At 37.2% G+C, this 23,295-nt stretch carries 19 protein-coding genes; 8 read left to right on the top strand and 11 right to left on the bottom strand.

Annotation, left to right across the window (positions count from 1 at the left end; all coding sequences use genetic code 11):
- Positions 1 to 461: 461 nt before the first annotated feature.
- From B3I52_RS03695 to B3I52_RS03685, 3 genes are all read left to right on the top strand, one after another.
- Positions 462 to 1,577, top strand: a complete 1,116-nt coding sequence (locus B3I52_RS03695) for a hypothetical protein (RefSeq protein WP_293298892.1) — start codon at positions 462 to 464, stop codon at positions 1,575 to 1,577.
- Positions 1,578 to 2,381: 804 nt separating this feature from the next.
- Positions 2,382 to 2,825, top strand: a complete 444-nt coding sequence (locus B3I52_RS03690; protein WP_293298889.1) for a hypothetical protein — start codon at positions 2,382 to 2,384, stop codon at positions 2,823 to 2,825.
- A 57-nt stretch (positions 2,826 to 2,882) separates the two neighbouring features.
- Positions 2,883 to 3,245, top strand: coding sequence for a hypothetical protein (locus B3I52_RS03685; RefSeq protein ID WP_293298886.1), 363 nt, complete (start codon positions 2,883 to 2,885; stop codon positions 3,243 to 3,245).
- A 31-nt stretch (positions 3,246 to 3,276) separates the two neighbouring features.
- Here the strand turns inward: B3I52_RS03685 and B3I52_RS03680 are convergent, their stop codons facing one another.
- The 3 genes from B3I52_RS03680 to B3I52_RS03670 form a co-directional block, all read right to left on the bottom strand.
- Positions 3,277 to 4,641: a RagB/SusD family nutrient uptake outer membrane protein gene (locus tag B3I52_RS03680; RefSeq protein ID WP_293298883.1), complete on the bottom strand. Its 1,365-nt coding sequence runs from the start codon at positions 4,639 to 4,641 to the stop codon at positions 3,277 to 3,279.
- Between the two features lie 17 nt (positions 4,642 to 4,658).
- On the bottom strand, positions 4,659 to 7,793 hold the full coding sequence (locus tag B3I52_RS03675; protein ID WP_293298881.1) for a SusC/RagA family TonB-linked outer membrane protein: 3,135 nt from the start codon (positions 7,791 to 7,793) through the stop codon (positions 4,659 to 4,661).
- 79 nt (positions 7,794 to 7,872) lie between these two features.
- Positions 7,873 to 9,072, bottom strand: a complete 1,200-nt coding sequence (locus B3I52_RS03670; RefSeq protein ID WP_293298878.1) for a TlpA family protein disulfide reductase — start codon at positions 9,070 to 9,072, stop codon at positions 7,873 to 7,875.
- 670 nt (positions 9,073 to 9,742) lie between these two features.
- Between B3I52_RS03670 and B3I52_RS03665 the strand changes: the two genes are divergently transcribed.
- Entirely contained in the window at positions 9,743 to 10,021 is a 279-nt protein-coding gene (locus tag B3I52_RS03665) for a helix-turn-helix domain-containing protein (protein ID WP_293298875.1), read from the top strand.
- Positions 10,022 to 10,092: 71 nt separating this feature from the next.
- On the opposite strand, the gene B3I52_RS03660 is transcribed toward B3I52_RS03665, so the two are convergent.
- The 3 genes from B3I52_RS03660 to B3I52_RS03650 all read right to left on the bottom strand — a co-directional run bounded on the left by B3I52_RS03660 (position 10,093) and on the right by B3I52_RS03650 (position 13,847).
- Positions 10,093 to 12,018, bottom strand: a complete 1,926-nt coding sequence (locus B3I52_RS03660) for a hypothetical protein (protein ID WP_293298872.1) — start codon at positions 12,016 to 12,018, stop codon at positions 10,093 to 10,095.
- A 6-nt stretch (positions 12,019 to 12,024) separates the two neighbouring features.
- Positions 12,025 to 12,564 (bottom strand): type II toxin-antitoxin system antitoxin SocA domain-containing protein, encoded by a 540-nt coding sequence (locus B3I52_RS03655; protein WP_293298870.1) that lies wholly within the window; start codon positions 12,562 to 12,564, stop codon positions 12,025 to 12,027.
- 284 nt (positions 12,565 to 12,848) lie between these two features.
- Positions 12,849 to 13,847 carry an SDH family Clp fold serine proteinase gene (locus tag B3I52_RS03650; RefSeq protein ID WP_293298867.1) on the bottom strand — a complete coding sequence of 333 codons (999 nt, stop codon included), beginning with the start codon at positions 13,845 to 13,847 and terminating at the stop codon, positions 12,849 to 12,851.
- 878 nt (positions 13,848 to 14,725) lie between these two features.
- Here B3I52_RS03650 and B3I52_RS03645 point away from each other — a divergent pair.
- Entirely contained in the window at positions 14,726 to 14,953 is a 228-nt protein-coding gene (locus B3I52_RS03645; RefSeq protein WP_293298864.1) for a helix-turn-helix domain-containing protein, read from the top strand.
- 4 nt (positions 14,954 to 14,957) lie between these two features.
- Here the strand turns inward: B3I52_RS03645 and B3I52_RS03640 are convergent, their stop codons facing one another.
- Complete coding sequence (locus B3I52_RS03640) at positions 14,958 to 15,968, bottom strand: PDDEXK nuclease domain-containing protein (protein WP_293298861.1); 1,011 nt, start codon at positions 15,966 to 15,968, stop codon at positions 14,958 to 14,960.
- Between the two features lie 6 nt (positions 15,969 to 15,974).
- Positions 15,975 to 16,832, bottom strand: coding sequence for a HEPN domain-containing protein (locus tag B3I52_RS03635; RefSeq protein ID WP_293298858.1), 858 nt, complete (start codon positions 16,830 to 16,832; stop codon positions 15,975 to 15,977).
- Between the two features lie 380 nt (positions 16,833 to 17,212).
- On the opposite strand from B3I52_RS03635, the gene B3I52_RS03630 reads away from it, so the two are divergent.
- From B3I52_RS03630 to B3I52_RS03620, 3 genes are all read left to right on the top strand, one after another.
- Entirely contained in the window at positions 17,213 to 18,031 is an 819-nt protein-coding gene (locus B3I52_RS03630) for an AAA family ATPase (RefSeq protein WP_293298855.1), read from the top strand.
- A 36-nt stretch (positions 18,032 to 18,067) separates the two neighbouring features.
- A complete protein-coding gene (locus tag B3I52_RS03625) occupies positions 18,068 to 18,574 on the top strand; it encodes a hypothetical protein (RefSeq protein WP_293298852.1) in 507 nt (168 codons plus the stop codon).
- A gap of 326 nt (positions 18,575 to 18,900) precedes the next feature.
- Positions 18,901 to 19,080 carry a hypothetical protein gene (locus B3I52_RS03620; RefSeq protein WP_293298849.1) on the top strand — a complete coding sequence of 60 codons (180 nt, stop codon included), beginning with the start codon at positions 18,901 to 18,903 and terminating at the stop codon, positions 19,078 to 19,080.
- A 1,209-nt stretch (positions 19,081 to 20,289) separates the two neighbouring features.
- Here B3I52_RS03620 and B3I52_RS03615 read toward each other — a convergent pair.
- The 3 genes from B3I52_RS03615 to B3I52_RS03605 form a co-directional block, all read right to left on the bottom strand.
- Complete coding sequence (locus tag B3I52_RS03615) at positions 20,290 to 21,405, bottom strand: T9SS type A sorting domain-containing protein (protein ID WP_293298846.1); 1,116 nt, start codon at positions 21,403 to 21,405, stop codon at positions 20,290 to 20,292.
- The gene (lnt, locus tag B3I52_RS03610; protein WP_293298843.1) at positions 21,402 to 22,862 is read right to left on the bottom strand and encodes an apolipoprotein N-acyltransferase; all 1,461 of its coding nucleotides are present in this window, start codon (positions 22,860 to 22,862) and stop codon (positions 21,402 to 21,404) included. The genes B3I52_RS03615 and lnt overlap by 4 nt, the downstream gene beginning before the upstream one ends.
- 243 nt (positions 22,863 to 23,105) lie before the next feature.
- Positions 23,106 to 23,295, bottom strand: a 190-nt coding sequence (locus B3I52_RS03605) for a hypothetical protein (RefSeq protein WP_293298840.1), incomplete at its 5' end; no start/stop codon positions are given.

Here is a 23,295-nt window from a genome sequence, read left to right as displayed (position 1 = left end):
CCTTATAGTAACCTTATAGCGATGTTCCTTCGGTTTGGCTTCGCTTAAAGTTCGGTAGTAGTGTGTACTTACTGCGCTAACCATAGGGAAGAACCCATAAAAGTGTTTGCTACAACTTACCAAAAACCGCTGTTTTACCAAACAAAGTAGAATGTAGGTACCAGTATGGCTCACCTATTTGATATATTAAAACGTTGATTGTTTTTTGTTGTTCGTTTGTTGTTTGCTGTAAACATTATATAAACTACTGACTACAAGACCGATAATTAAAAAATTATTCGTAACTTAATTTTTGAAACTGCGGTTACGGGCTCATAACCCAACCAGCCGTGGTGTTTCCCGCTCCTACTTCGGGAAACCAAAACCGCTGTTCTGGCGGCAAGGGAGCAAATAATCAAAATTTATTGTCGAACGTCACGGCGATGTCCTATGGGCTATTGCCTCTCCATATTTAAACAAAAATGAATAACGCAATACAAATTATATATACCAACGTTAGGCTACTGCTTAGTCATACTCCTAACCAAGAAGCGAGCAATTTGCTCGAAAACCTAAGTGTAGAAAGCAATGGATTTAGGGTAATACTTTATAGAGCCTACCAAAAAAATTCGCAAAGCCAAAAGCTTAAGGAAGAATTTAACCGCTGTTTGGGCCAGCTGTGCGCCATTGCCAACGAGCTTTGGCTCGCCAAACCGGCAAATACTGCGGTTAAAAATGCGCAAAGCACGATCCAACAATTGCTAGATCACCTCATGGCAAACTATACAAGCCTGCTGCGCCATAGCCAAGCGCTACCCCTATATCGGCTACAGCAGCTCAAAGCTAAACTCGATGCCGACCTTAAACCGCTACAAGTGCAGCTTAACGATAAGCAGATTAGCGAGGCCTTTGTTTATCAATTATTTAAAGCGCTACGAGATCTGTTTAAGGAAAACAGGTATCCCTGCTGCTGCTATGGGCAAGAAACTTACCTATCCATTTTCATTAAGCAACTGCAACTGCTGGCAGCAGATCAGCGTAAGAAAGATTGGGAGCGCCGCTTAAAACAATTGCTCATCAAATACAATTTAAACCACATGGGAATTTATAAATTTTTGGCGCAGGAAGCAAAAACACAACTAGCCAAAATAAAGGACCCTGTACAGGTACACCATTTACTGCACGAGCTAAAAGTTTGGCTAACGCAGCTACAGCTAATACCTAATTTGAACTATCAAACAGAAAACGACAGCCTAAAAAATTTACTACTGAACGAGATTAGCCTCTATACAGAGCATTTTATGGAAAAGATGCGTTTAGGCCAAACCGCAAACACAAACAAAATTAGCTGTAACAGTAGTGTACACGAACTGAGCCTATTTTTTCATTACTTGTATGAAGATGGACTGTACAACTACAAAACCAAAAAGGAAGCGGCCACTGCCATTTGCCAACATGTACAGAGCAAGGAAGCCAAGGATATCTCGCCACATTCGCTTACCAAGTTTGATAAGCTACAGCTTAACCATGCCGCTACCAAGCTTTACCAGCGTAACCGAAGGATACAGGAAAGACTTGTTGCTGATTTTGATTTGTAATTTAGTAGGAAGCGAGGATTAAGTTAGTTCGGGTTAAGGATACTCTCGTTCTTGCTTGTCGTGCTGAGCTTCCCGACTTATCGGGACAAGTAGTCGAAGCATCTGCAAGTTCTTTAGTAACTTCCCTACTACAATTTTCGGTTGTGGCTTATACGGTTTGCTTTTAAGTTTTTATTTTTTCTCCTCTATGCCAGAGGGGCATCTTCTTTTTTCTTGATAAAAAAGAAGGAACCTGAGCTTTAGCGAAAGCATGCCTACCTATTAAAAATATAAACTAATTGGGCATAACATCAAGACTGTATTGCCTTCTTTGCATTAGGCTAGCTAAACGTTAACAGCGAAATCAGAAGACCCTTTCTCTTCTTAGCCCCATACACGGCTGCCTAATTTCTTACCAGTGCTAGACTAGTTTTCATACACACGTTTAACCGCCTACTGCTGCAGAATCCAATAAGGCCGCCTTTAGTGCTTGGCAATGCCAGTGCTTTTTGTACCGCTCATGTTCCTTACGCCCTCAAAGTTTAATTGTTGCACGCAACTACCTTGGCGCATTAAGGCAAACCGCAGCAGCCAAACCTTATTTGGCAGTGAGCCTACACTATTTTCAATTTATGGGGGTTGCCATTGGCGACCCCCCTTTGTTTGTAAAAAACACCCTAAAAAATGCCATGACGCATATTTTAGCCCTGTGCTTATTTGGGCAATCACCCCCCTTGTGCCTTTAAAGGGCTTTAAACGAAGCATAAAGCACCCCCCTGTTTCATTTTTGCTCGCCGTAATTTTATCTCAACCATTTTAAAGGCATTGCTTATTGGGCAATTGGTTAATGCACTGGGCTGCGTGGCGTGCTACGATAAAGTACGAATGTTGAGGGCAGGTGGTGCCAAGGCAGCGCTGCTGGTGTTTAGGATAAATACATTAAAACAAAAAGAAATGAAAACGTTGGGTACAGCAATTTTTACAACTATGACCTGCAAATTTAATTTGCAGCTTATGCTTGCCGCTTTGGCACTGCTGCTTACCCCTAGCCTTTACTTTTTGGGGAGCCTGCTAAAGTTGAATATCCTTGGCAACCCATGTATTAGTACCTACGCCCCAAAGAGAGTGGTTAAAAAGGTGGTACACCATTGTAAGTTTAGCACTTTCCCGATTAACCCGAATAGCCCCTACCGGCTATTCGGGAAAGGAAGGCCCAAATATTGGTGGTACAAAGGCCTTCAGCGAGGTCTGCTAAAAGACAAACACTAACAGCATATATAAATATAAAGTTTTTCTTCCTTTTTGCTACTTATAAAAGGATGCATAATGATGAGCAATAACTTAAAAAAATTAATTTTTGGCCTTGCAGCGCTGGTATTGGCGTTCGGCCTGGTATTTACAATGAGTGCTTTTAAACCGAAAAAAGGTGAAATGATCCATTTTAGGTACAATAGCAGTGCTACTACTGACGAAGCATACAGGGAAATTACGAATTGGGAGCCTACCGAAGAACCGGAAGACTGTCCTGGATCTGGGAAAGTATGTGTACTGCAAATTGATGAGAATCTATTAAGTGGAAATGGTACACCGCTAGAGCAATTGGAAGAATATTTCGATAGCTTAACAGGAACAGACGAAGTAAAAGACTTCGTAGAAGATCCCCAAAATATCCTCTATGAGAAAAGTTAAGTAAAAGGGAGCCCAAATTGGGCTCCCTTTTTCATCGCATATTCTGCTGCATTCCCGAGACTAAAATGATGTCTTCCGGTATAGCGAGTGCAAAAGCCCTATCTCTTTGGGTCAGTACATACTCTCTATCGTTTACAGTTCTTTTGGTTAATTGACCTTTTCCCTCTACACCAAACCGTCTCATATCCATCCACCTTAGCCCCCTAAAAACAAGCTGTTTTCGTCTCTCCTTCAAAATAAAATCTAACGCAATATCAGCATCACTTGTTACCAACGGCATATAGGTTCCAGTTCTGTAGCGTTTTATCAATAACGTATTAATGGCTGTAACTGCCTCTGCTACTTTACCTATTCTGGCACTACTTTCAGCCTTCATCAGCCATAATTCATCTGTAGCTATACCATTAAAAAGATTAAATGTACCTTCATACGACCCCTTAAAATAGCCTATTATCCCTGCTCCTCTAAAAAACAACTGTTTACGTAAATCATTATCTTGGTAGGAAGCATAAAGCGCCGGATCAATAATGCCACTACTTATAGATAAAGGATGCCCCATATAAGTATCATATACTACCTCCGCATTAAACCGTGCAAAAGGATATTGTGCGGCCGCATTAATACCACTGTCGCCATTATAATCCAACAATACATTTTTGTAGCCCAAAGCCAGATCTGAATATTTCAAACAACTATCGGCCTTGCCCATAGCCAAAAAAGCTCGAGCCAAAAAACCATAGGCTGCGGGTTTCGAAGGACGTAATGGATGAACTGAAACGGCAGGCAATAGTGAAGCGCTTTCTTTCAGATCTTTTATGATCTGCTGATAACATTGTTCCACACTCGCCCTAACCGAAGGTATATTGAAATTTGTATTCAATCTTAGCGGCACACCCAATTCTGTTGTCGACGTAGATGGATGATAAGGCATAGCCCAAATGGTCATGGCCTGTAAAAATGCCTTTGAGCGAATGAGCAGTGCCTGCCCCTTTACATCATTAGTTTGACTGATATTGATCGAGATTAGCTCTGGCAAATAATCCAATACTACGTTGGCTGTATATACCTGTCCATAAACAAGTACCCAATCATTGTTCCCTCCGGGTGTAAACTGGTTTGCCGGTGCCCAAGTGTACTTGTTCCTATCGCTTTCTTCAAGAGCCATGTAATTCTGTTGGCTGAGAGAGTAGCCGTCGGCTACGGTGAGTACAGCGGTAGGCTCACGTTCATTTAAGGTTGTTCTATTGTCCAACAATGCCTGTAGATCGGCAATTCTAGATGGAGTGGCCAACTTTACATCTGGCTTTTCCTGAAGATATTTCTCGCAACCGGATATGCCGCACAGCATTAAAATCATGATCAGACAGCAAAGTCCATATCTTGCATTTTTTTTCATAATTTCTATGATAAGAATTAATAATTTATTTTTAGTCCAAATGCGTACTGCCTACTTGGAGGTAAATTGCCATAGTCGGGATCGATACCGAATTTATTGGCAGCCCACAATATCCCAAGATTACTTGCTGTAGCAAATAGCGTAAGGTTTTTTGCTGATAGGAAACTACCGCCAATGTTATTTAGTGTATATGAAAAATTGATAAACTGCAAACGAAGGTGGTTGCCCTTGGTTATTAAAGGTTCTGCATTTTGATAGAAAGTTTCCCTATTTGCAATAGCTGGGTAGGTAAATGAAGGTACATCTGTATACCGTTCATCACCTGTATTCTGCCATCTTTTAGCATAATCAGCATGGCCATTGAGTTGGCTAATCAAATTGTTGTAGTTAACTGATTGTCTTCTAAAAAAATAATTTAGCTTATAACTGAACCTTATGTTAAAAGATAACTGCTTCCATGTAACACCCGAACCAACTGAACCAAAAGTTTTGGGCATCAGCGTGCCTTCAAAAACTACATCTGAAAACTTAGTTTGTCCTACCAATGCATTGTAATTGGAACTAACTTCATCATTAATGTAGCCCCTAGGATTACCATTAGCGGGATCCAATCCAGCCCAACGGTAGGAGAAAATTGATGATATAGGATAGTCCTTTACCAGAATAATACCATTGGTCAATGCTGAATTAGCTAATGCCGGCTGGTCCCTAAGGTTTACAATCCGATCTGCATAAGTATTAAAAATCAAATCGTGCTGCAGCCCTAGCTGCCCAAACTTATAGTTCCCCCTTATCATGAAATCCATTCCAGCACTTTGTCCCTTCCCAATGTTCCGTGTAACACTTCCAGAAGTAATTCCCGTGGTACGATCTATAGGTACCGAAGCATATAAATCATTCAGATGTTTGGTATAATATTCAAAGCTTCCCGTAATCTTACCTCCAAAAAAACCATAATCCAATCCGAAATTCCACATGCTTACCTCTTCCCACCGTAGATCTGGATTTGGATAGTTTTCGACCCTAGCTATACCCGATTGTAAAAATGGATTTGTGCCCGTATATCCAATAGTAGTTATGGCTACCTGTCTGGGATCTACATTTCCCTGTTTGCCATAAGTACTACGCAATTTTAGGGTATTTAACCAGCTCTTTTGTCTTAACCAATCCATGTTTTTGATATTCCATGCAAAACCTAGCGACCATAAGGGTTTCCAACGCTGATTAGTAGCCACACCAAAGGCATTGGAAGCATCTCTTCTGGCACTTGCGCTAAGGCTATAGCGATCCATGTAAGTGTAGCTGGCATTTCCATAAGCCGATATAAACCTATTAGCCTGCCTACTAAATCCTTTTCCATCATTTATAAAGCTATTGCCTCCCGTTGCCAAAACGGTATATGGTGTAGTAAAATCAACATTAACGTAGCTCAAAATATCTTCATCATAACCATATAACCTGTCTTTTCTCCCCTCAGTTACCTGTTCACTTAGCTCGGTTCCCAGTATGCCACTAATTTGATGTTTACCATAGGTTTTATTGTATCCGAGTTGTGCCCTTAAATTTCTGCCATTCATATTGCGCTCAGACACATCTCTGATTGTTCCCATTGGTATACGGTAGGTGATATTACCGCTACTATTGATCTGTGAGGCACTGTTGATCAGGTTCCTGGTAAAAAAACTCTCTAAACCGTAGTTGGTAAAGGCAGAACTGTTTTGAAACTGGTGTCTATATTTTGCATCAATGGTTAATCCAAACGGCAGTTGATAATTCAATCCGATGGCAGCGTTAAGATCGCTGGTACTTGTTCTGGTTGGAATATATTGCCAATCTGTTAAAGGAAAAAAACGCCAGTCGAGCAATTTACCATTCCCCAGCCCATCAATATAGCCTTGTCTGTAATGGGTATATAAAGGAATAGGCTTCCCGTCTTGGTTTTCAAATGCTGTGTATACGGGCAAACTGGCATTATTGGGATTAATGCTGCCATAAGCAGGTTTTCCCGACGCTGAGCTACTTTTTGTCCAAGATAAATCCGTTGACAATTGCAGATTTTTAAACACTTTGACATTTTGATTGTAGCGTAGTGTTTTACGTTGAAAGCCTACGGCAAGGTTACTAACATTATGGTCAAGGCCGGTTGACAGATGCGAACTACCATTGTTTCCACCTTTTCCTATATTGAGCGAATACTGTTGGTTTAAACCATCTTCATAAAAATGCTTTGTAAATTCATCCCTTACATCTGTTGCCTTGAGCAAGGCCAATTGCTCCTCAAGCTGCTGTTTGGTGATTTTTCCAGCTTTTTCGGCAAACATTAACTCATAAGCGGCAGAAAATGGTGGATGGGTACTCCTACTGGTATCCGCAAAACGATACCGTTGACCGAACAAAAATCGCTCGAGCTCAATAAGATCATTGGGGGCTATAGTCTGAAAGTAATTCAGATTTGGCTTGGCGAGTATATTCATGTTGATGTTAACACCTATTTTTAATGCCTGCCCCAGCTTGGCCTTTTTTGTGCTAATTACGATTACACCATTGGCTGCCCTTGTGCCCCAAATAGAACTGGCGGCTGCATCTTTCAGAATAGTTATATTTTCAATATCGTTGGGGTTAATGTTTTCCAAGCTACCCAGATATTCAAAATCATTTACTATAACCAATGGTTTTTGGTTGTCAAGTGTAAATGTGCTTAATCCCCTTACAAGAAGGGTTCCATTTTGAAGAGCTCCAATACGCTCGGCAGCTCCAGTAACACCGTTACTAATATTGGCTAAACGTTCTAATGCATTTGTGCTCACCTGTACCTCGTACAGTTGTTTCTCTACCAAGGTAAAAGAACCTGTAACACGCTCTTTGGCCATTTTTTCATAGCCAGTATTTACAATCTGGACTTCTGCCAAAGAACTATTACTATGCTGCATAACGTAGGTAGCCATCAGCTTACCAGACAACTCCCTTTCAGTGATAGCATGGGTAAACTGCTCAAAACTAATATGGCTTAACTTCAGCGTATCCCCAATTTTCACTTTGGACAATGTAAATTGACCCAAACGATTTGTTTTGCCATACCTAATGTTATTAATGGCAACATTGACCCCTTCTAAAGCTTGGCCATTATCATCCAATACCTTTATGCTAAACATTTTGACCTGTTGCGGGTAGACCTCTGAATGGAGCAAAAACAAGATAGCCCACAACAATGGTTTGAGATATTTTAATACGCTACTCATGCAACCAACCCTCCACTTGCTTAACCTTAATCCCTATTTTTCTGGCATTATCAACATTTTTTACCAACGCATATTCCAATCCCATTAGTTTGAGCCATTTCGATAGATCTTCCATAACCGCATGTTTTATTTGATCATCGCTCAAATGATTGGGAAAGCTTGCCTCGTAACAATAGGTATTTAGTTTTTCCCAGTCGCTATAATAGCCGTCAGTGAAATAAAACTGTCCAATATCATTCACCTTAAGATCAAAATAACCGAGATCTACAATAGTTTTAAACTCTAGCGAAAGTCTTATCAGCGATAATATACTGGCATTGTAAACAACAAAACTTTTCTGCCCTGTAAACTTGTTAAAGTTTATACCATTTGAACTCGGTCCAATATTTTGGTATCTGGTTAACTTACTTTTGAATATTGTTATTATGGGAACATTCGCCTCAAAATCATTTTTCTGGGGCATTTGTAGCGCATACGCCGCATCAGCAAGTACCGCCTTAAGTTGTTTTTCGTCTACATAATCCCCATCGGTACATGCTATTATCCGGTTATCGTAAATCCAAACTACATGAGGAATACGTTTATGAGGGAAGATCTTTTTGAGCCAGGCCGAATGTAAACCAAAATCGAGATTAAGCTTGGCAAGTCCGAACCTGCTTAACCCCTGTTTTAGGCTTTGTTCGCTATCAAAATCACTAATGGATAAGATTTTGACCTCTTCTTTAAATTCCTCGCCCAGTTGCGACAATTTGGGAAGCGCTTCTATGCAAGGGACGCAATAACGCCCCCAAAAATCTAAAATGAGCAATTTGCCTTTGTATTGCTCTAGTGTTTGTATAGTTGTTTTGCCATTGGCATAAACGGTATGCTCTTGTTGCCAAAAGCTTTCGGGCAGCTTATCCCCTACTTTTAAAGGAGCCGCACCTCTTGCTCCCGAAGTTATTTCGGGAGAATTAGCTACTGTTTTATCGGAAATCGTTTTGGCTTTATCAAAGTTGGGCTGTGCTAGTGCTATAGAAGCACTACATAGTAAGCACCACAACAAAATACCTCCAGTATAGCGCTTTGCCTTATAGTTTAATTTAGGCACTATGGTAATGGCTTGGTGTATTTGCTTAATACCTTGTATATAGCTTGTATTTGGGCATGGCAAGCCCAGCACGCCTAAAAGCGTTATTTTTTTGAATTTCATTTTAATAAGTTTAGTTAGTTGGTTGATAGAAAAACTAAACCTGCCGCCATTAATTAATTAACCTAAATGTTTGAAGATAAGCGGCAGGTTGCAACACAAACTAAACCGGGTTTTTAGGCTTTAGGGCAAACAGCCTGTTAAAAGGATAAAACAATTGGGGTTTGTGTGTGCAAAAAGAAAATACCAATAGCTGGCGCAAGCCTTGTGGTGGCTGGGCTCTTGAAAATAGCGTTAGTTTCTTTCTTTCCATGCTCGTTTGATTGTTAACGAGCCTAAGGACGAAATACCTGTAAAATAGGGCTGGCATTCGCATCCAACAGCAACCGAGGCTCTGGTAAGCCCGCCTACTTACTGAACAAGTTCAGCTTTCAGCTTTATCATTCCAAAAGAATGACTAGTGTGCAGTTAGACATAAGCGAATGCGCAGCCCTATCCTACAAAGGTAGGACTTTAACGCATCACTTACGCTCGCACACTTAATTTACCAGATTCCGGTTACGAGGTTCGTTAGTCTTTATCTAAAAAATTTGTTTGTTTAAAAAACAACTAATCATGTAAATATACAAAACATTCTTTAGATTATCTAAAGTTATCTTTAAAAAATAACATGAAAAACAAAATAGTTCCGTTTCTCATATACAAGAGGCTATGTTTATAAAAAAATTCAACGGTGAAAAAGAAATCGGAGCTTACAGAACTTGGAAAATATTTAATACTAAAATCTGCTAACAAAGCAGAAATTTATAGGAAAACAAGTATTACAGAATCTCGTCTAAGCCTACTAAGTAATGACCCGAGTACTAAGCTTTCTGGAGAAGAATTATACTTGATAGCACTTGCTCTAGACGTTGAGCCTGGTGATATGGCTAAGACAATTTATAAAAATGTCAAACTAAACACCTTTGCAGAACAAGAAGCTTTGGCTGCCAAGAGCAGAAAATCAAAATAGAACCACACCCAGTAAGAAAGGTAATTTTGTTTATAGTAAGAATAGCTAAACAAAAATGATAGCAAGTTTATTTACTTACCCATTTTATATTTCTTACGTTCTAAATTTATCGAATCTAATTTAAGTTGCTTCTTAGCCTGATCTATTTGATTATCTAAATTTACATGCTTTGTAGTTAGGTCTTTCCTGTCGAAATACAAGTATCCTCCAGCACCTACGAAGCCACTTAGAAATAATCCAACTAAAATTTTATGCGTTATGGGTAATCTTTTTAAACTAATCGATGTAGGGCGTGTAACAAACCATATTAAAACCACAAAAACACCAATACTAAATGCAAAGAAAAGTGTAAATACTACAGCATCATTAATATTGGTAATCTTTGAAAAGATTTGAATCTCTCCCGATACAAACATAACTATTGCCGCAAAAATTGATAATATCTCAATGTGTCTTTTATCAGTTTCAGAAAGCTTATCCTTAATACGATTAATTTCTTCCTTATCTTTTTTCATAGCCACATGAAGATCTCTCATTGTTTTAAACTTCAATAATTCAGAATTATAATTTTCAATTTTCTTGCTCCAATAACTATAATCCATCGGTAAAACAAAGGATGACGCGATAAAACAATTCCAACTTATACCATGCATATCCGACACTATAGTCCGACAACTTTTTAAGTCGAGTTGAAATGGTAAATAATTGATTTCTTGACAGATATTAAAATTCTTCTTTAATCTATCTAAATTTCCTTCATAAAACCTTAGTAGCTTATCTATACTTGAAATCATCATCTCTTCATCAGAGAATAGATTTATAATTTCCTTCCCTAAAAATTTATCAAGAATTTTAAAATAAGGAAAAAAGTTGCTGTTTTTTAAGGCGTCTGCCCTATTTGTATATTTATTAAACTTCTCCTCCCAGTTGTCTAGATTAAATTGATTTTCATCCAACTCTAGTGACAATATATTGTTTTCAAGGTAACAATATAGAAGATCATGAGTCTTTTTGTCGAAATCAGTACTTGGAGCTATTGAATTATAAAAGCTTTCATACAAGCTGCCTAATTTTTTCAATTTCTTTAAATTAGGCTTAATATCTTTAAAGTATTTTATAAGAGAATGGCATTGATCAAAATCCAATGGTTGCGAGGCTTCAAACGCAGCAAGTGCAGTTTTATACCTATTTTTAAATTCATTAGTTTGTGTCAGCTCATCATAGTGCCCATTTATAATTGTGGTATAATAATCAAATTCTGGTGCATTATTAGTGGGTAGAGATTGATATTGGAAATCAATCGCATACCTAATTGTCTTATCGGTATCTAGGCGATGTGCAAGCTTACTTATGAGAAAATTACATTTCTTTTTTAAAATATCTGATATTGAGCCTACGCTAGCGATGTCTGAAAGCGTATGGCTAAACATCACGAGCCTTCTAAAAGTCTCATTATTAAAACTAAAACCATGATCAATTAAGGCAACTTGTACATTTATTTTGAAAAGCCTAAGGTCTTTTTGTGAATTAACGTCTCCAATACTTTCATCCCTTTTATAAAGATGAAACAGCGTTTCAATTTCGGGTTCAAACTTCAGACTTCTCTCAACTATTTCTAGCAGTTTCTTATAATCTTTAACAGCAGTTCTGATAAGTGAAAGAAATCTATTTGTAAAGATATCTTGGCTTGCCGCAGTAAGTATTAAATGCCCCGTTATATCAAAATTTGCTCGTAACGTTATATAATTGTCGATATTATCTAGGTTCAGCTTTGCTCCCCCGATATTCTCCGAATACTCACCTTCAATAATGGATTTATTTAAATCGTCAAAAACATTTGCTAACAAAGGTTCTAGTTTGGTTAGAATTTCCTGCTCCAGGATAGCAATGTTCACCTCTTCTGATAATTGAGGATTAACGAAGGAGATTAAATTAGAAAGCCATTGGTCAGTAAGATTTGCCGAAAGAGACGAATAAGCGTTATTTAAATGAATCATATTTTATCAGATGACAAAAGTTTTAAGCTCTGTCATAATCATTTCTTTAGGAATCTTCATTGAATATTTTCCATTTTTCCTCGCCAAAGAATACATCATCTTCCAAGATGACCATTTGTGACTAATATCTACTAAATCGAATGCCTTATAATTAATTAATTTACAGTTTACAGCTTTTAACTTAGAAATTGCTTCGTCAATTTGCATTTTAATTTCAAATGAAAGATTAATTTCATTTATGTGTGCTCTGCTTTTTAAAATTAAACCGTTTTTAGTTATAGAATAACAAACAGAATCATCCATATTTTCATAAACATCACTTTCTACATGTCCGTAAGGAAGAGCAACAAAGTTATTGAATATCGACAACAGTCCTTCTTCGTTCCGATTCGATGAAATAGCAGCAGTAAAAAATAAAAGCTTTGTAATTTTTAATTTTGAAAGGTCATTACTGAGATTATCACCATTATTTTCAAAATACCAGTCGCATAGCTTTGAGACTAGATATTCAAAAGCAGAAAACTTTATGTTGTTGTTCATCATCATTTAAATATACAACTATAAGGAAGTTAGAGATTGTAAAGTTTTAATAATAGGCAAAGTTATTAACATTTAGACATAAAATATTAAAAGTAATAGACACTATTTAATCTTATAATCTTTTTGTTAAACTACGTTCTAACTTTCGAATTTTGTTGAACAGTTACAAACCTAACATATCACACACAAACGATAACGGTGATAACACCACCATTGATAGAAGTAAATACCTACCCATATCGTCTACTACTACTCTCAATATATTACCTTTCGTATCCCAAACTCTAACCTTAATTCTTTTTCTCCAACAGCGTAGGCTCTGATTCCAAACCACCAATAAAATAGAATTTATGGTTAATCATATCCGAAACACGCGAAGCTCTTTGCAGAAACTGATAAATGGAATTTCCAAACTCATATTCTGGAGTATTATTTTTTATGATTTGATCTCCCAATATTTTTACAGCCTCTGACTTATCAATAACATATCCATGATCTTTATACTTATAAACAAGCTCAAATGCTATTTCTTCAGATGGCTTTGGAAGATTATAAGAATGTGTATTTAACAAGTTTTCTGCATATTGCATGGCTGATTCAGCAGCCCTTTCATAGTAACCAATCTGTATAGGTTCAATTGATAATTGCAGATATTTTGCGAACATTTGAGAAGACCCTGGGTTCTCTGATACAATCTCTGATATATGCTCTATAGAATTTTTAAGACCTAAAGCTGGCAATCCATTTATTTGAGGATCAATAGGACCTAGTTCGCTAAGGCTACCCATATGAATTTCATCCGCAGCACAACACAGTAATGTAGCGGCAGATTTAGCTTGTCTTGGTATTGAAATAACAAATCTATCACTTGAATACTCACGACATAACTTTCCAATCAAATATGCCGAACCAGGAACCCCACCATTTGATAATAAAATCATTAGTACGGGCTTTTTTTTATTAAAGGTAGTTACAGCATTATAAATTTTATCTGCATCACTTTTTAACATTGTTGTATCGTCGTATAGGATAATTAAATCATATTTATCTTTTAAGCTTGACTTGTCAAATTCCTGATTTATGTATGCTTTAAAAATTTTGTTAAACTCTGGAACTAATGACGAATCTCCATCAGAACTATATGAATCTACTAATTTTCTAATAACATCGAACGAGTCTATTTCTTTATCCTTCGCAGTCTTAGGACTATCATTATTTTCTATTCTAGTATCGTCTGGGTTCATAGTAGCGATATCGACATTGGAAGCGGTAGTTATTTTTTTTCCCATAATTTAAACATTAATTAATTGTTTTGTTTAATACAGAACTATAAATTGAGAGGATCGAGCTTGAGATATTCAGATAAATGCAATATAAGTGAAGGCTTTTATATTTGCAAAATTTTAATCCTGCTTAGCATCTTCTATTCAACATTAATAGCTTCAATAGTTTTTGTAAGATATTTCGGAAAACCTTTGTTGCTATAGCTATAAGAAAAATCCTTACTTATTTCTTCACTAGATATTCTCCAACCCTCCCTTGGTTTAAGTGTTCCGCAGGGTCACTTAAATCCATTTTAAAAACCAAGGTCTCCAGACCGTAATAGTGCACAATATAAGTTTTATTATAGCAAAAACTTAGATTTCTCCTCCTTGCAGCTTTCCGAATACTCGGAACAGGCAGTCGAAATGACGCAACTATTAAAGCAACTGTAAACGAATAACAACCCCCAACCGTTCCAAGCACGCCCTCTGGCGCCAGCGTCCGCTTAGGCTTATAAAGCTAATTTATTTTTACTTGCTTGGGCTCGTTTACCACAATTTTTAGTTTATTATTTACTTTAAATAACATAAAGAAGCTCAGTAATTTCTACAAAGCTGAACTTCGCTATAATTCCCTGTTCTGCTAATATTTCGGACCAAGTCCTTGGTTTTCATTTTAGATTTAAGTGACCGCTAAAAAGCGAACACTTAAACCAGAGGGGGATGAGATCGAAGAACTCGAACCCTCGATTAAGGACAAACTCCTTTTCCTGGCAAATGCAATTATCCGCGATGCCAAAACGGGTAAGGCATATTCACACTAAACATAAAAGCCCAACAATTCTCACATATATGTGTAATTTATTAGCCCGCATTTCAATTATTTAGTAGCAAGCAAAAAGGCATTGGAAGAGATTGAGCAATATGTAATTGATTTTGTAAGGGAGCTTCGTATAAATAAGAAGTTACGCCAAGAAGATATTGCCTATATATTAGACGTTAAGCCATCTTTTATTGGAAATGTTGAAAGCTCATCTCATATAGCAAAGTACAACTTGAAACATATCAATAAACTAGCGGATCATTTTGGTCTCTCTCCAAGAGATTTTTTGCCTAAAAACCCTTTGAAATAGGCGTTTAATAATTATTCAGCTGCTGCTCTATTACCGCTTTTAATTCTTCCCTATTTGGCAGGTATAATTGGTATTTGCTTACAAATAATTGCGATGAAACGTTGTGCATGGCATATTGAATTAGCAGATCGTCTTTTTGTTTGGCCAACACAATGCCAATAGGTGGGTTATCGCCTTCTGTATTTTCTTCGTTTTCAAAGTAGCCGAGGTACATGTTCATCTGTCCCACATCTTGGTAGCCGGCCTCTTCTTTCTTAAGGTCTATCAATACAAAGCATTTAAGAATACGGTGGTAAAAGACCAGATCTACATAATGGTGTCTATTGCCCAAGGTAATACGATATTGCCTGCCTACAAAGGCAAAACCCTTGCCCAGTTCTAAAAGAAAATTCTGTAGGTGCTCAATAATACGTCCTTCCAATTCGGCTTCGCTATAATGGTGCAGTTCGGGTATTTTAAGGAAATCGAGTACATAGGGATCGCGAATGATATCGTCGGGTTGTAAAACACTAATGCCCTGTTTTGCCAATTGTAAAATACCCTCCTTGTCTTTAGAAGCTGCAAGACGTAAAAACAAGGATGCCTTTTTCTGACGTTTAAGTTCGGGAATAGACCATTTCTCTATAACAGATTGCTGTTCATAGAACTTCCTTTCCAGTTTATCATCTATTTTTAGAAGTTCTACATAATGCGACCAACTCAATAAGTGAGAAGGCTTCTCACTTATTGGATATTCGAGATAAAAGAGCCTCATATAAATAAGGTTACTTCTACTAAACCCCTTACCATGCATTGTAGATAAATCTTCGGCAAGATGATTTATCAATGATTTTCCATATTTAGCTTTATTGGAACCTCCCTGCTCAAACTCTACGATATAGCGTCCTATTGCCCAATAGGTTTCAACTAATTGCGTATTTACCGCTTGTGCAGCTCTATTTCTGCCTTCGTTATAGGTGGTAGAAATTTGTCCAATAAGTTGTTGATATTCAGAATTAGCAGGTGTTAAATCCATAGTAGTCTATTTATAGGAAGCAATCTTTTCGGTACATAGCCGTCTTACCAAAACCTGCATGCTTTCTACCTTATCAATCAGTTCTTTTAGCTCTGTTTCGGTAATAACGTAATCCAGTTTATACCTTGCATCTATGTATCCTCGCTTTAGCAGATCGAAGAGATGGAACTCATGTTCATCCAATATAGGCGTACGGAAAATATGATAAAGCTCTACCGAAATATGCTTAGCGTAGTTACGCAACTTTTGCAGGTTATGCGTTTTGGGCTTATAGCCGGTATAAACCAATAAAATAGCACTGTAGAAACATTCAGTAGCTTGATGTAAATAAAATGTTCCATTCCGAAAACCATCTCGCTTATAGGCATTTTCTGCATCTATTAAAAATTCTTTTCCTTGCGGAAACCATATATCAAAATAGCCCTGTGCCTTTTGTTTTTCTTCTAATGGTGTTAATTTTTTTGGCTTATCAAAGGTATATTGGTTGGTATCATACAACAAAACACCTTCATTAATAATATCGGTAAAGAAATATTGTCCAAAGCGCAAACCATCATTGATGTAATCAATATCATGTACAATTGGGCTTACCGCGTTACTAAAATGGTTGGTGCGGTTTTCTATATGGCTAATAATGGCCTGCTCCTTTTCTTCGCCCCTTTTAATCACCACCAAAAAATCATAATCGCTGATGTAACTGAAACGAACACCGTCCTCTACATATTCATCTTCTACCCAATTGCCCGTGGCATGGCTACCAAACAAAATCACCTTTACAGGATTAGCCTCTTCCCTTATAATTTCAAGAATATCTTTTATTTCTTGTTGTTTGTTTTCTGGAAGATGCGCTATGGAGGTTTTCATGGTTTAAATATACGGATTGTACCCGTAAAAATAAGCCTCTAACTTTTTGGGGTACTGTATCTCTGTCGGGCTTTGCTATAATTTTTCTGTTCCGCTAATATTTCGGACTAAGTCCTAGTTCTTCATAATAAGATTTAAGTCCCCCTACGGAAGACTTAAACCAGAGGGGGGGCGATATTAAAGCAAGTTATGTAACAAGTTATAATCGTTTTGTAAAGGAGTACTGCAATTATCAAAATTTAAAGAACTATTTTACAGATAGCACAGAAATTTCGTATAGGGGAGAAATATATAATTTTGAGTTTAGGAACAACAAATTTGACGTTGGTCGTCATATAAATGCGGAGTTTCAAGCTACTAGCTATAAAGTTCCGAAAATAATGTATGTACCTGCAGAAAGAAATTTCTTAAGTGCGGTTGACTATCCAGATAAACTCAAAGGACTTCCAAAGTCCCTTTCCACGTTTTGGGAAGAAATGCAAAGGTCTTTGCAAGAATTATCTGGATCATTAGTATTGCCTGTTGGCAACGTAAAACTTGAATATAACAAATCAAACAAAATTACCAGAATTGTTGGAAAAAATTATAGCTTAAGATTGTCCGAAGCATCAAGTGGCTTTCAATCATATGTGCCCTTATTTTTAGTCTCAAAAAATCTTGCCCAATCTTTAGGCAGAGAAAAAGACAATTCGAAGAGTGAAATGAGTACAGCGGAACAAAGAAGGCTAAAAGATGAGATTGAAAAGATTGTAACTAATCCTCGATTATCTGAAGAATTTAAAGAAGCCGCTTTAAAATTGCTCTCAGATAAATTTAAAAATGATTCATTTTTAAATATCGTAGAGGAAATTGAACAAAACTTGTTTCCATCATCTCAAAAGCAGATATTATTTAAACTTATAGAATTTGCCAATGAAGCAGAGGGTAATAGTCTGGTATTAACTACTCACAGTCCTTACATAATCAATTATTTTACCTTATGTATTAAAGCATATGATGTTTATCTTAAAATTCAACAGTCAAAACAAGAAGAACTTGAGGAGCGTCTTAATGAAGTAGTACCATTAAAGTCTATAGTTGATTCGGCTGGATCAATAGTGTATGAACTGAATGAAGATGGAAGCATCAAAATATTAGAAACCTATAAAGGGCTGCCATCAGATGATAATTATCTAAATGAAATATTTAGAAGAGGGTAATGATTTATTCAGTAAACTATTAGAATTAGAGGATTTATGTCGATAGATTTTTTTAAGGCGAGTTGCCAAACAACAACAAATAATATACAGTTTGGGCTGTGCGATGACGATGATGTCTTTCCAAATGAAACACCTGCTTATGTTGACGATGTAGATCCTGCTATATGGATTGCAGAAGTTAGCAATCCTAAAGGTATACACGTTACATTTACTGCGATAGATCATTGCATAGATGGTATTCTTCGTTCTGATGGAGAAAATGACAATAAATGTGACGGCATGCTTACCTATCCAGAATCAATTTTATTTGTTGAACTAAAGAACAGGAAGTCTGGTGGTTGGGTAACCAAAGGTCTAGATCAGATAAATAAGACCATTGTGCATTTTACAAACAACAATGATATAAATCTATATCCCAATAAACTGGCCTATATTTCAAATAATCTTAGACCTAATTTTAGCAAATCTTACCTATCTGTTATTCAGAAATTCAAAGATGATACCGATTTCAATTTGAACATTAAGCGTCTCATAGAGATTTAGAATATTCTGATTTAATAAAGACAATTGGTGAAAAATATTGACGATTTTAAAATACTACCAATAAAAGGGCATGGAGATGCCAAAAATGAATTTGTAATGCTTAGAGCTACTGAATTGTATTGGAAAAAGATTGTTTCAAGATAGAGATTTTGAGGTTAAATGAAAACCTCCGCAAACTTCACATTGGTATGAACGAATAGGAATTTTATGGTCATTTTTCATTTCACTTATTCTCTTTTATTGTACAAGGTAGTTACAAGAGCCATTCTTATATATCTAAGAAAGAAGCTTTATTAAATTCTTTTTCCGACTTTATAGAGCAATATTTGAAACTGAACTTTACTGGCTCAAAAGAAAATAAATCGGCTTTAATTAAATTCATTTCCAAATTAAATTTGCAAAAAGAACTTTTGGAATTGGCCAGTGGAGAAATTAAAATTCAAGACTTACAAAAAGCGAGTCAAAGGTTGGGTAAAAAATCTCAATCTGCTTTCGAGGAAAAATAACATCTAGGATAATAATTTAGACTAATTATATTAAATGCCATTGCATGCCAGCGGCATTTCTTTTTTCTACCCTCTTTAGCGCAAGTCTTAGTGCTAGAGCTACCGAGCCAAATACCAGACTTGTGCTTATTCTTCAACTAAAATAAAAAACAAATTATAGCAAAACAAATGCTAATAAATACAAGTCATCCCACATCCTCAATCCCAATTCTCAAGACTTGCGCCAAACTAGGCAAACGAGATTTTCATCCTCCTCATTTACAGAATACAGGGAAAAGCTCGCAAAATGGTTTATCTGTAGAAAACAAGGCTATAGAGCCTATTGTAATCAAGACAGCAGACCCAACCAATCTAATTCTAGTCAAATAACCAGCCGTTCCTTCATCCTTATAATTTATCGCATACCTAACTAATATTATAGCGACAACCAAACCTATCGTTGCAATTACTTTTGTCATTTCTTTTCTTCTTCTTGTTTTTGCTTCCCCCACTCTAGCTCAAGCGTCCGCTTGGGCTTATAAGAATTAATTTATCTTTACTTAACCTGACTTAGCAGGTTACTAATTGGAGCGTTTGTCATAAAAAGTATATAGTTTATCAGTATACCGCTAATTTAGCAATAAACCATAATTAAACAAATGACTTCAAACATCCCTAAACTTCATAAATAATGTAAACAACCTCCAAAAGCTAGATTTCTCCTCCTTACAGGCAGTCGAAAAGACGCAACTATTAAAGCAACCACAAACGAAAAAACCAACCAACCAACCAACCAACCAATAACCCCCAACCGTTCCCAAGTACGCCTCCCGGCCTCCGAAATTTTGGCAGGAAAGACCAAACTCGACATTGCATTTACGTTAAACACGCACACACAAGCAAGAAAATAGAGCGTTACACCAACCCCAATAAAAGCACTAATCACAACGCTCATCCTTTCTTGCGCAATAAAAGTCAAGTTTGAGGATTTACAACAAAATATCGGCAACCTGTACCGATTTATCGGTAGCCTTGATTTTTGTTAAACTTTGTATCAAGACAAAGTTTATAGGCCACCACGGCTAACCTGTGCCGATTTATCGGTATGAGGCTAATGAGATTGCTTCGTAAACTCGCAAAGACGGTTTGATGAACGCAACCATCAACCAAGTAAAAAACAACAAATGCCCCGATTTTAAAATTCGGAGCATTCAGATATGTTTAAGTTAATTACCGTATGCTAATCTTTTGGCTATAATTAAAGCCATCGGCTGTTAGAACTATGATGTAGGTGCCAGTGGCTAAGCCTTTAGATAAAATATACTCGGCTTTTTGCTCATTTACTATGACTGTAGCACTTGCTACCGTTTTACCAGCTAAATTATTTAAGCTTAGGTTTAGATTTTTGCCTTTAAAATCAGGTACTGCTATGTTTAGTTTTGTTGTTGCCGGATTTGGATAAATGTTTATCGCCGTATGCGCTAAACTAAAATTAACCAGCTGTACCGGCGAATAATCTAGTGTACCATTGGTATCGTACTGTGCTAAGCGGTAGTAATTATTACCAACTAACGGTTTTAGGTCTTGCTGCTGGTAGCTGGCTGCAGTGCCTTTGCCTAAAACTTTAGCTAATACGTTCCATTGCTTACCATCGCTACTGCGCTGCACTTCAAACCTATCGTTATTAATTTCGCTCTCGGTTTTCCACATTAGTAATACACCACCATTATTTTTTTGTGCATTAAAGTCAGCTAGCTTAACTGGTAAAGTTGCCGATACCGTTAAAGAAGGACCATTAATGGCACCACCAAGTTGACTGCCCCAACTAAATGCAAAATAATAGGTTTTACCAGGTTCAATATTTGCCGTGGGTTTAATTACAAATTCATATTCTGTTTTGTTTTGTGCCGGTATGTCGTATCTACTGTTACTTGTATTACCAATTATTTGTCCTGCAATAAAAGCATAACTTGTGTAATTGCTGTGCCCAGTAAGCAACCTAGTTGTGGCCGTACCATGTGGGGCCGCTGTGCTATTTACCAACATAAAATGTTGACCAGCTTCGTTTGTTATTGATGTATTTATTTGATTTGGATCAGTGCCATAGTATATCGAAATATCACTAGACACATTGCTGGAGGCATTAGTGTTAACCCATTCTACTCTTAACCTAATGGTAGCATCGCGGTCAGTGATTGCTATAGGTGCATTTTCTGCAGCTTTCCAAGTTGCCGTTGTTTCATCACCATCGTCGTTACGCCACCGCCAATTTGCCGAAGTAAAAGTGGCAAAGGTCATCTGCGTAAATCCTAAACACAGTAATAATAATAGTAATCGTTTTTTCATCTTCTAAAAAATATAAGGGTTAATAATAAAATGCTTGATAAAATAAGTGGTAAGTAAGGGAAGTTGGCATAAAGCGTAACATCAAATCGTTTTACTACCGATACGCTATTCATTTCGGGTTGCTGGCTGGCTGCATAAAGGTTTGTATCGCCATTGGCAGCTATACTGCCTTTGTAGCCTAAATTACTGTTAACTACCACATCTCGCCTAAGCGATACGGCTCTAAGTTTGTTGTAGTAGAAATGTTGTTTAACGATATAAGTATTGCTAAACCACGCATCGTTGCTAATGTTTATTAAAAAATCGGCTCCACCGTTTACTAATTTAATAGCGGTACTTGCTATGGTTGCTTCATTACAGATGTACACGCCTATTTTAGCCAAAGGCGTTGTCATTACTTCGCTTATTTGGCTAGGCTGTACGCTGGGTAAATCTCTTGCGTTTAATAATAAACCGAATTTGGGTTTTTCGAGAATAGCTAAAGGCTTATTTTTATGGTAAGTGCCTAAAATTTTCCCATTTGGATTAAGTAAATAAGCACTATCAAATACTTTATCTTTGTTAACCGCTGTATTAATACCTAATAGCGTAATAGCTCCCGACGGTTGATTTTCATTGAGCAATAACTTTATAAAATCATCATTGGGCTGGTAAGTCCATGGCACAACACTTTCTGTCCAAACGTTAAAATTTGCAGGAGACCTGGCTGCACTTTTATTGAGCGATAATAGATTTTGTACAATAGCATTGCCTTCATATTCCCAGTTTACGCCTGGCTTTATGTTAGCGGTAAGTAAGTTTAGACTAATAGGTGCGCTGTTACTTGTGACGGCACTGCGATAATGGTAAATACCTAAATTACAGCATAGAAAAAATGCAACGCACCCTAACGCCCACCTGCGCAGTTTAGGTTTGACAATAGCTTCTGCAATAAGGCCGTTAATTACGATAACCATAAAGCTAAGTAGGTATATGCCTCCAAACTCCGCAAACTGAATGGTATAAACACTGCCCATTAAAGCGTTGCCAAAGTGAAAATCAAGCCATGGCATATCATAAAAAGCAGCGTCTTTAGCATATTCAAAAATGATGGTTAGGCTCGCCAAAATTAAAATCCTAACCCCGGTTGGTTTTTGTTTAGCTAATTTATTAGTTGAGGTAATAAGTACTGCAAAGTAAAGCACCATAAACATTAAGCCCACAACAGATGCCAGTAGCCCATAACCCATATTGTTGCCAAATAATTTGGCACTTTGGGGCAGCCAGGCAAAAAAAAACAGACTAAATATAGTTGCAAATAGTACAACGCTTCGGCCAGTTTGTATCAAATTCTGTTGCTTAATGGCATACATTAACGGCACCAAAGCCACTAAAGAAAGTAATGGCTGTAAATAAAATAGCGAAACAATTACCAGTATTGATGATAGTGTGGTAAGCTGGTAATTTTTAAGAGGCATACAAATAAATATGGATTTCGCTAGGACACTACAGACAAAGCATAAATGTCAAATATAAAGAAAAACTAGCTTTTTTAAGGAGGTTGTTGTAAGCAATAAGCTATCAATTTTATTTCCAGCGTTTTAAACTCCCAAAAAACTCACAAACAAAGCAGCCTATTCTTAACCTCAAACACCACCGCTCCTAAGCAGGTCCTACCGGCTTTCGAGATTTTGGAAAAAAGACCTAGCTGGACATTGCATTTACGTTAAATACGCACACACAAGCAAGAAGCCAACCCAAATAAAAGCACCAACAACTAGCAACGAAGAACGAACAACAACCCCCTCCTTGCTCTTTGTTCCTTGTTCTTTGCTCCAACCAACCAACCAACCAACCAACCAACCAACCAACCGTTCCCAAGCATGCCCTAACGGCCTCCGAAATTTTGGC

Origin of the sequence: Pedobacter sp. UBA4863 (assembly GCF_002399615.1) — a bacterium.
Lineage (GTDB): Bacteria > Bacteroidota > Bacteroidia > Sphingobacteriales > Sphingobacteriaceae > Pedobacter.
This window is presented reverse-complemented; position numbering and strand designations above follow the sequence as displayed.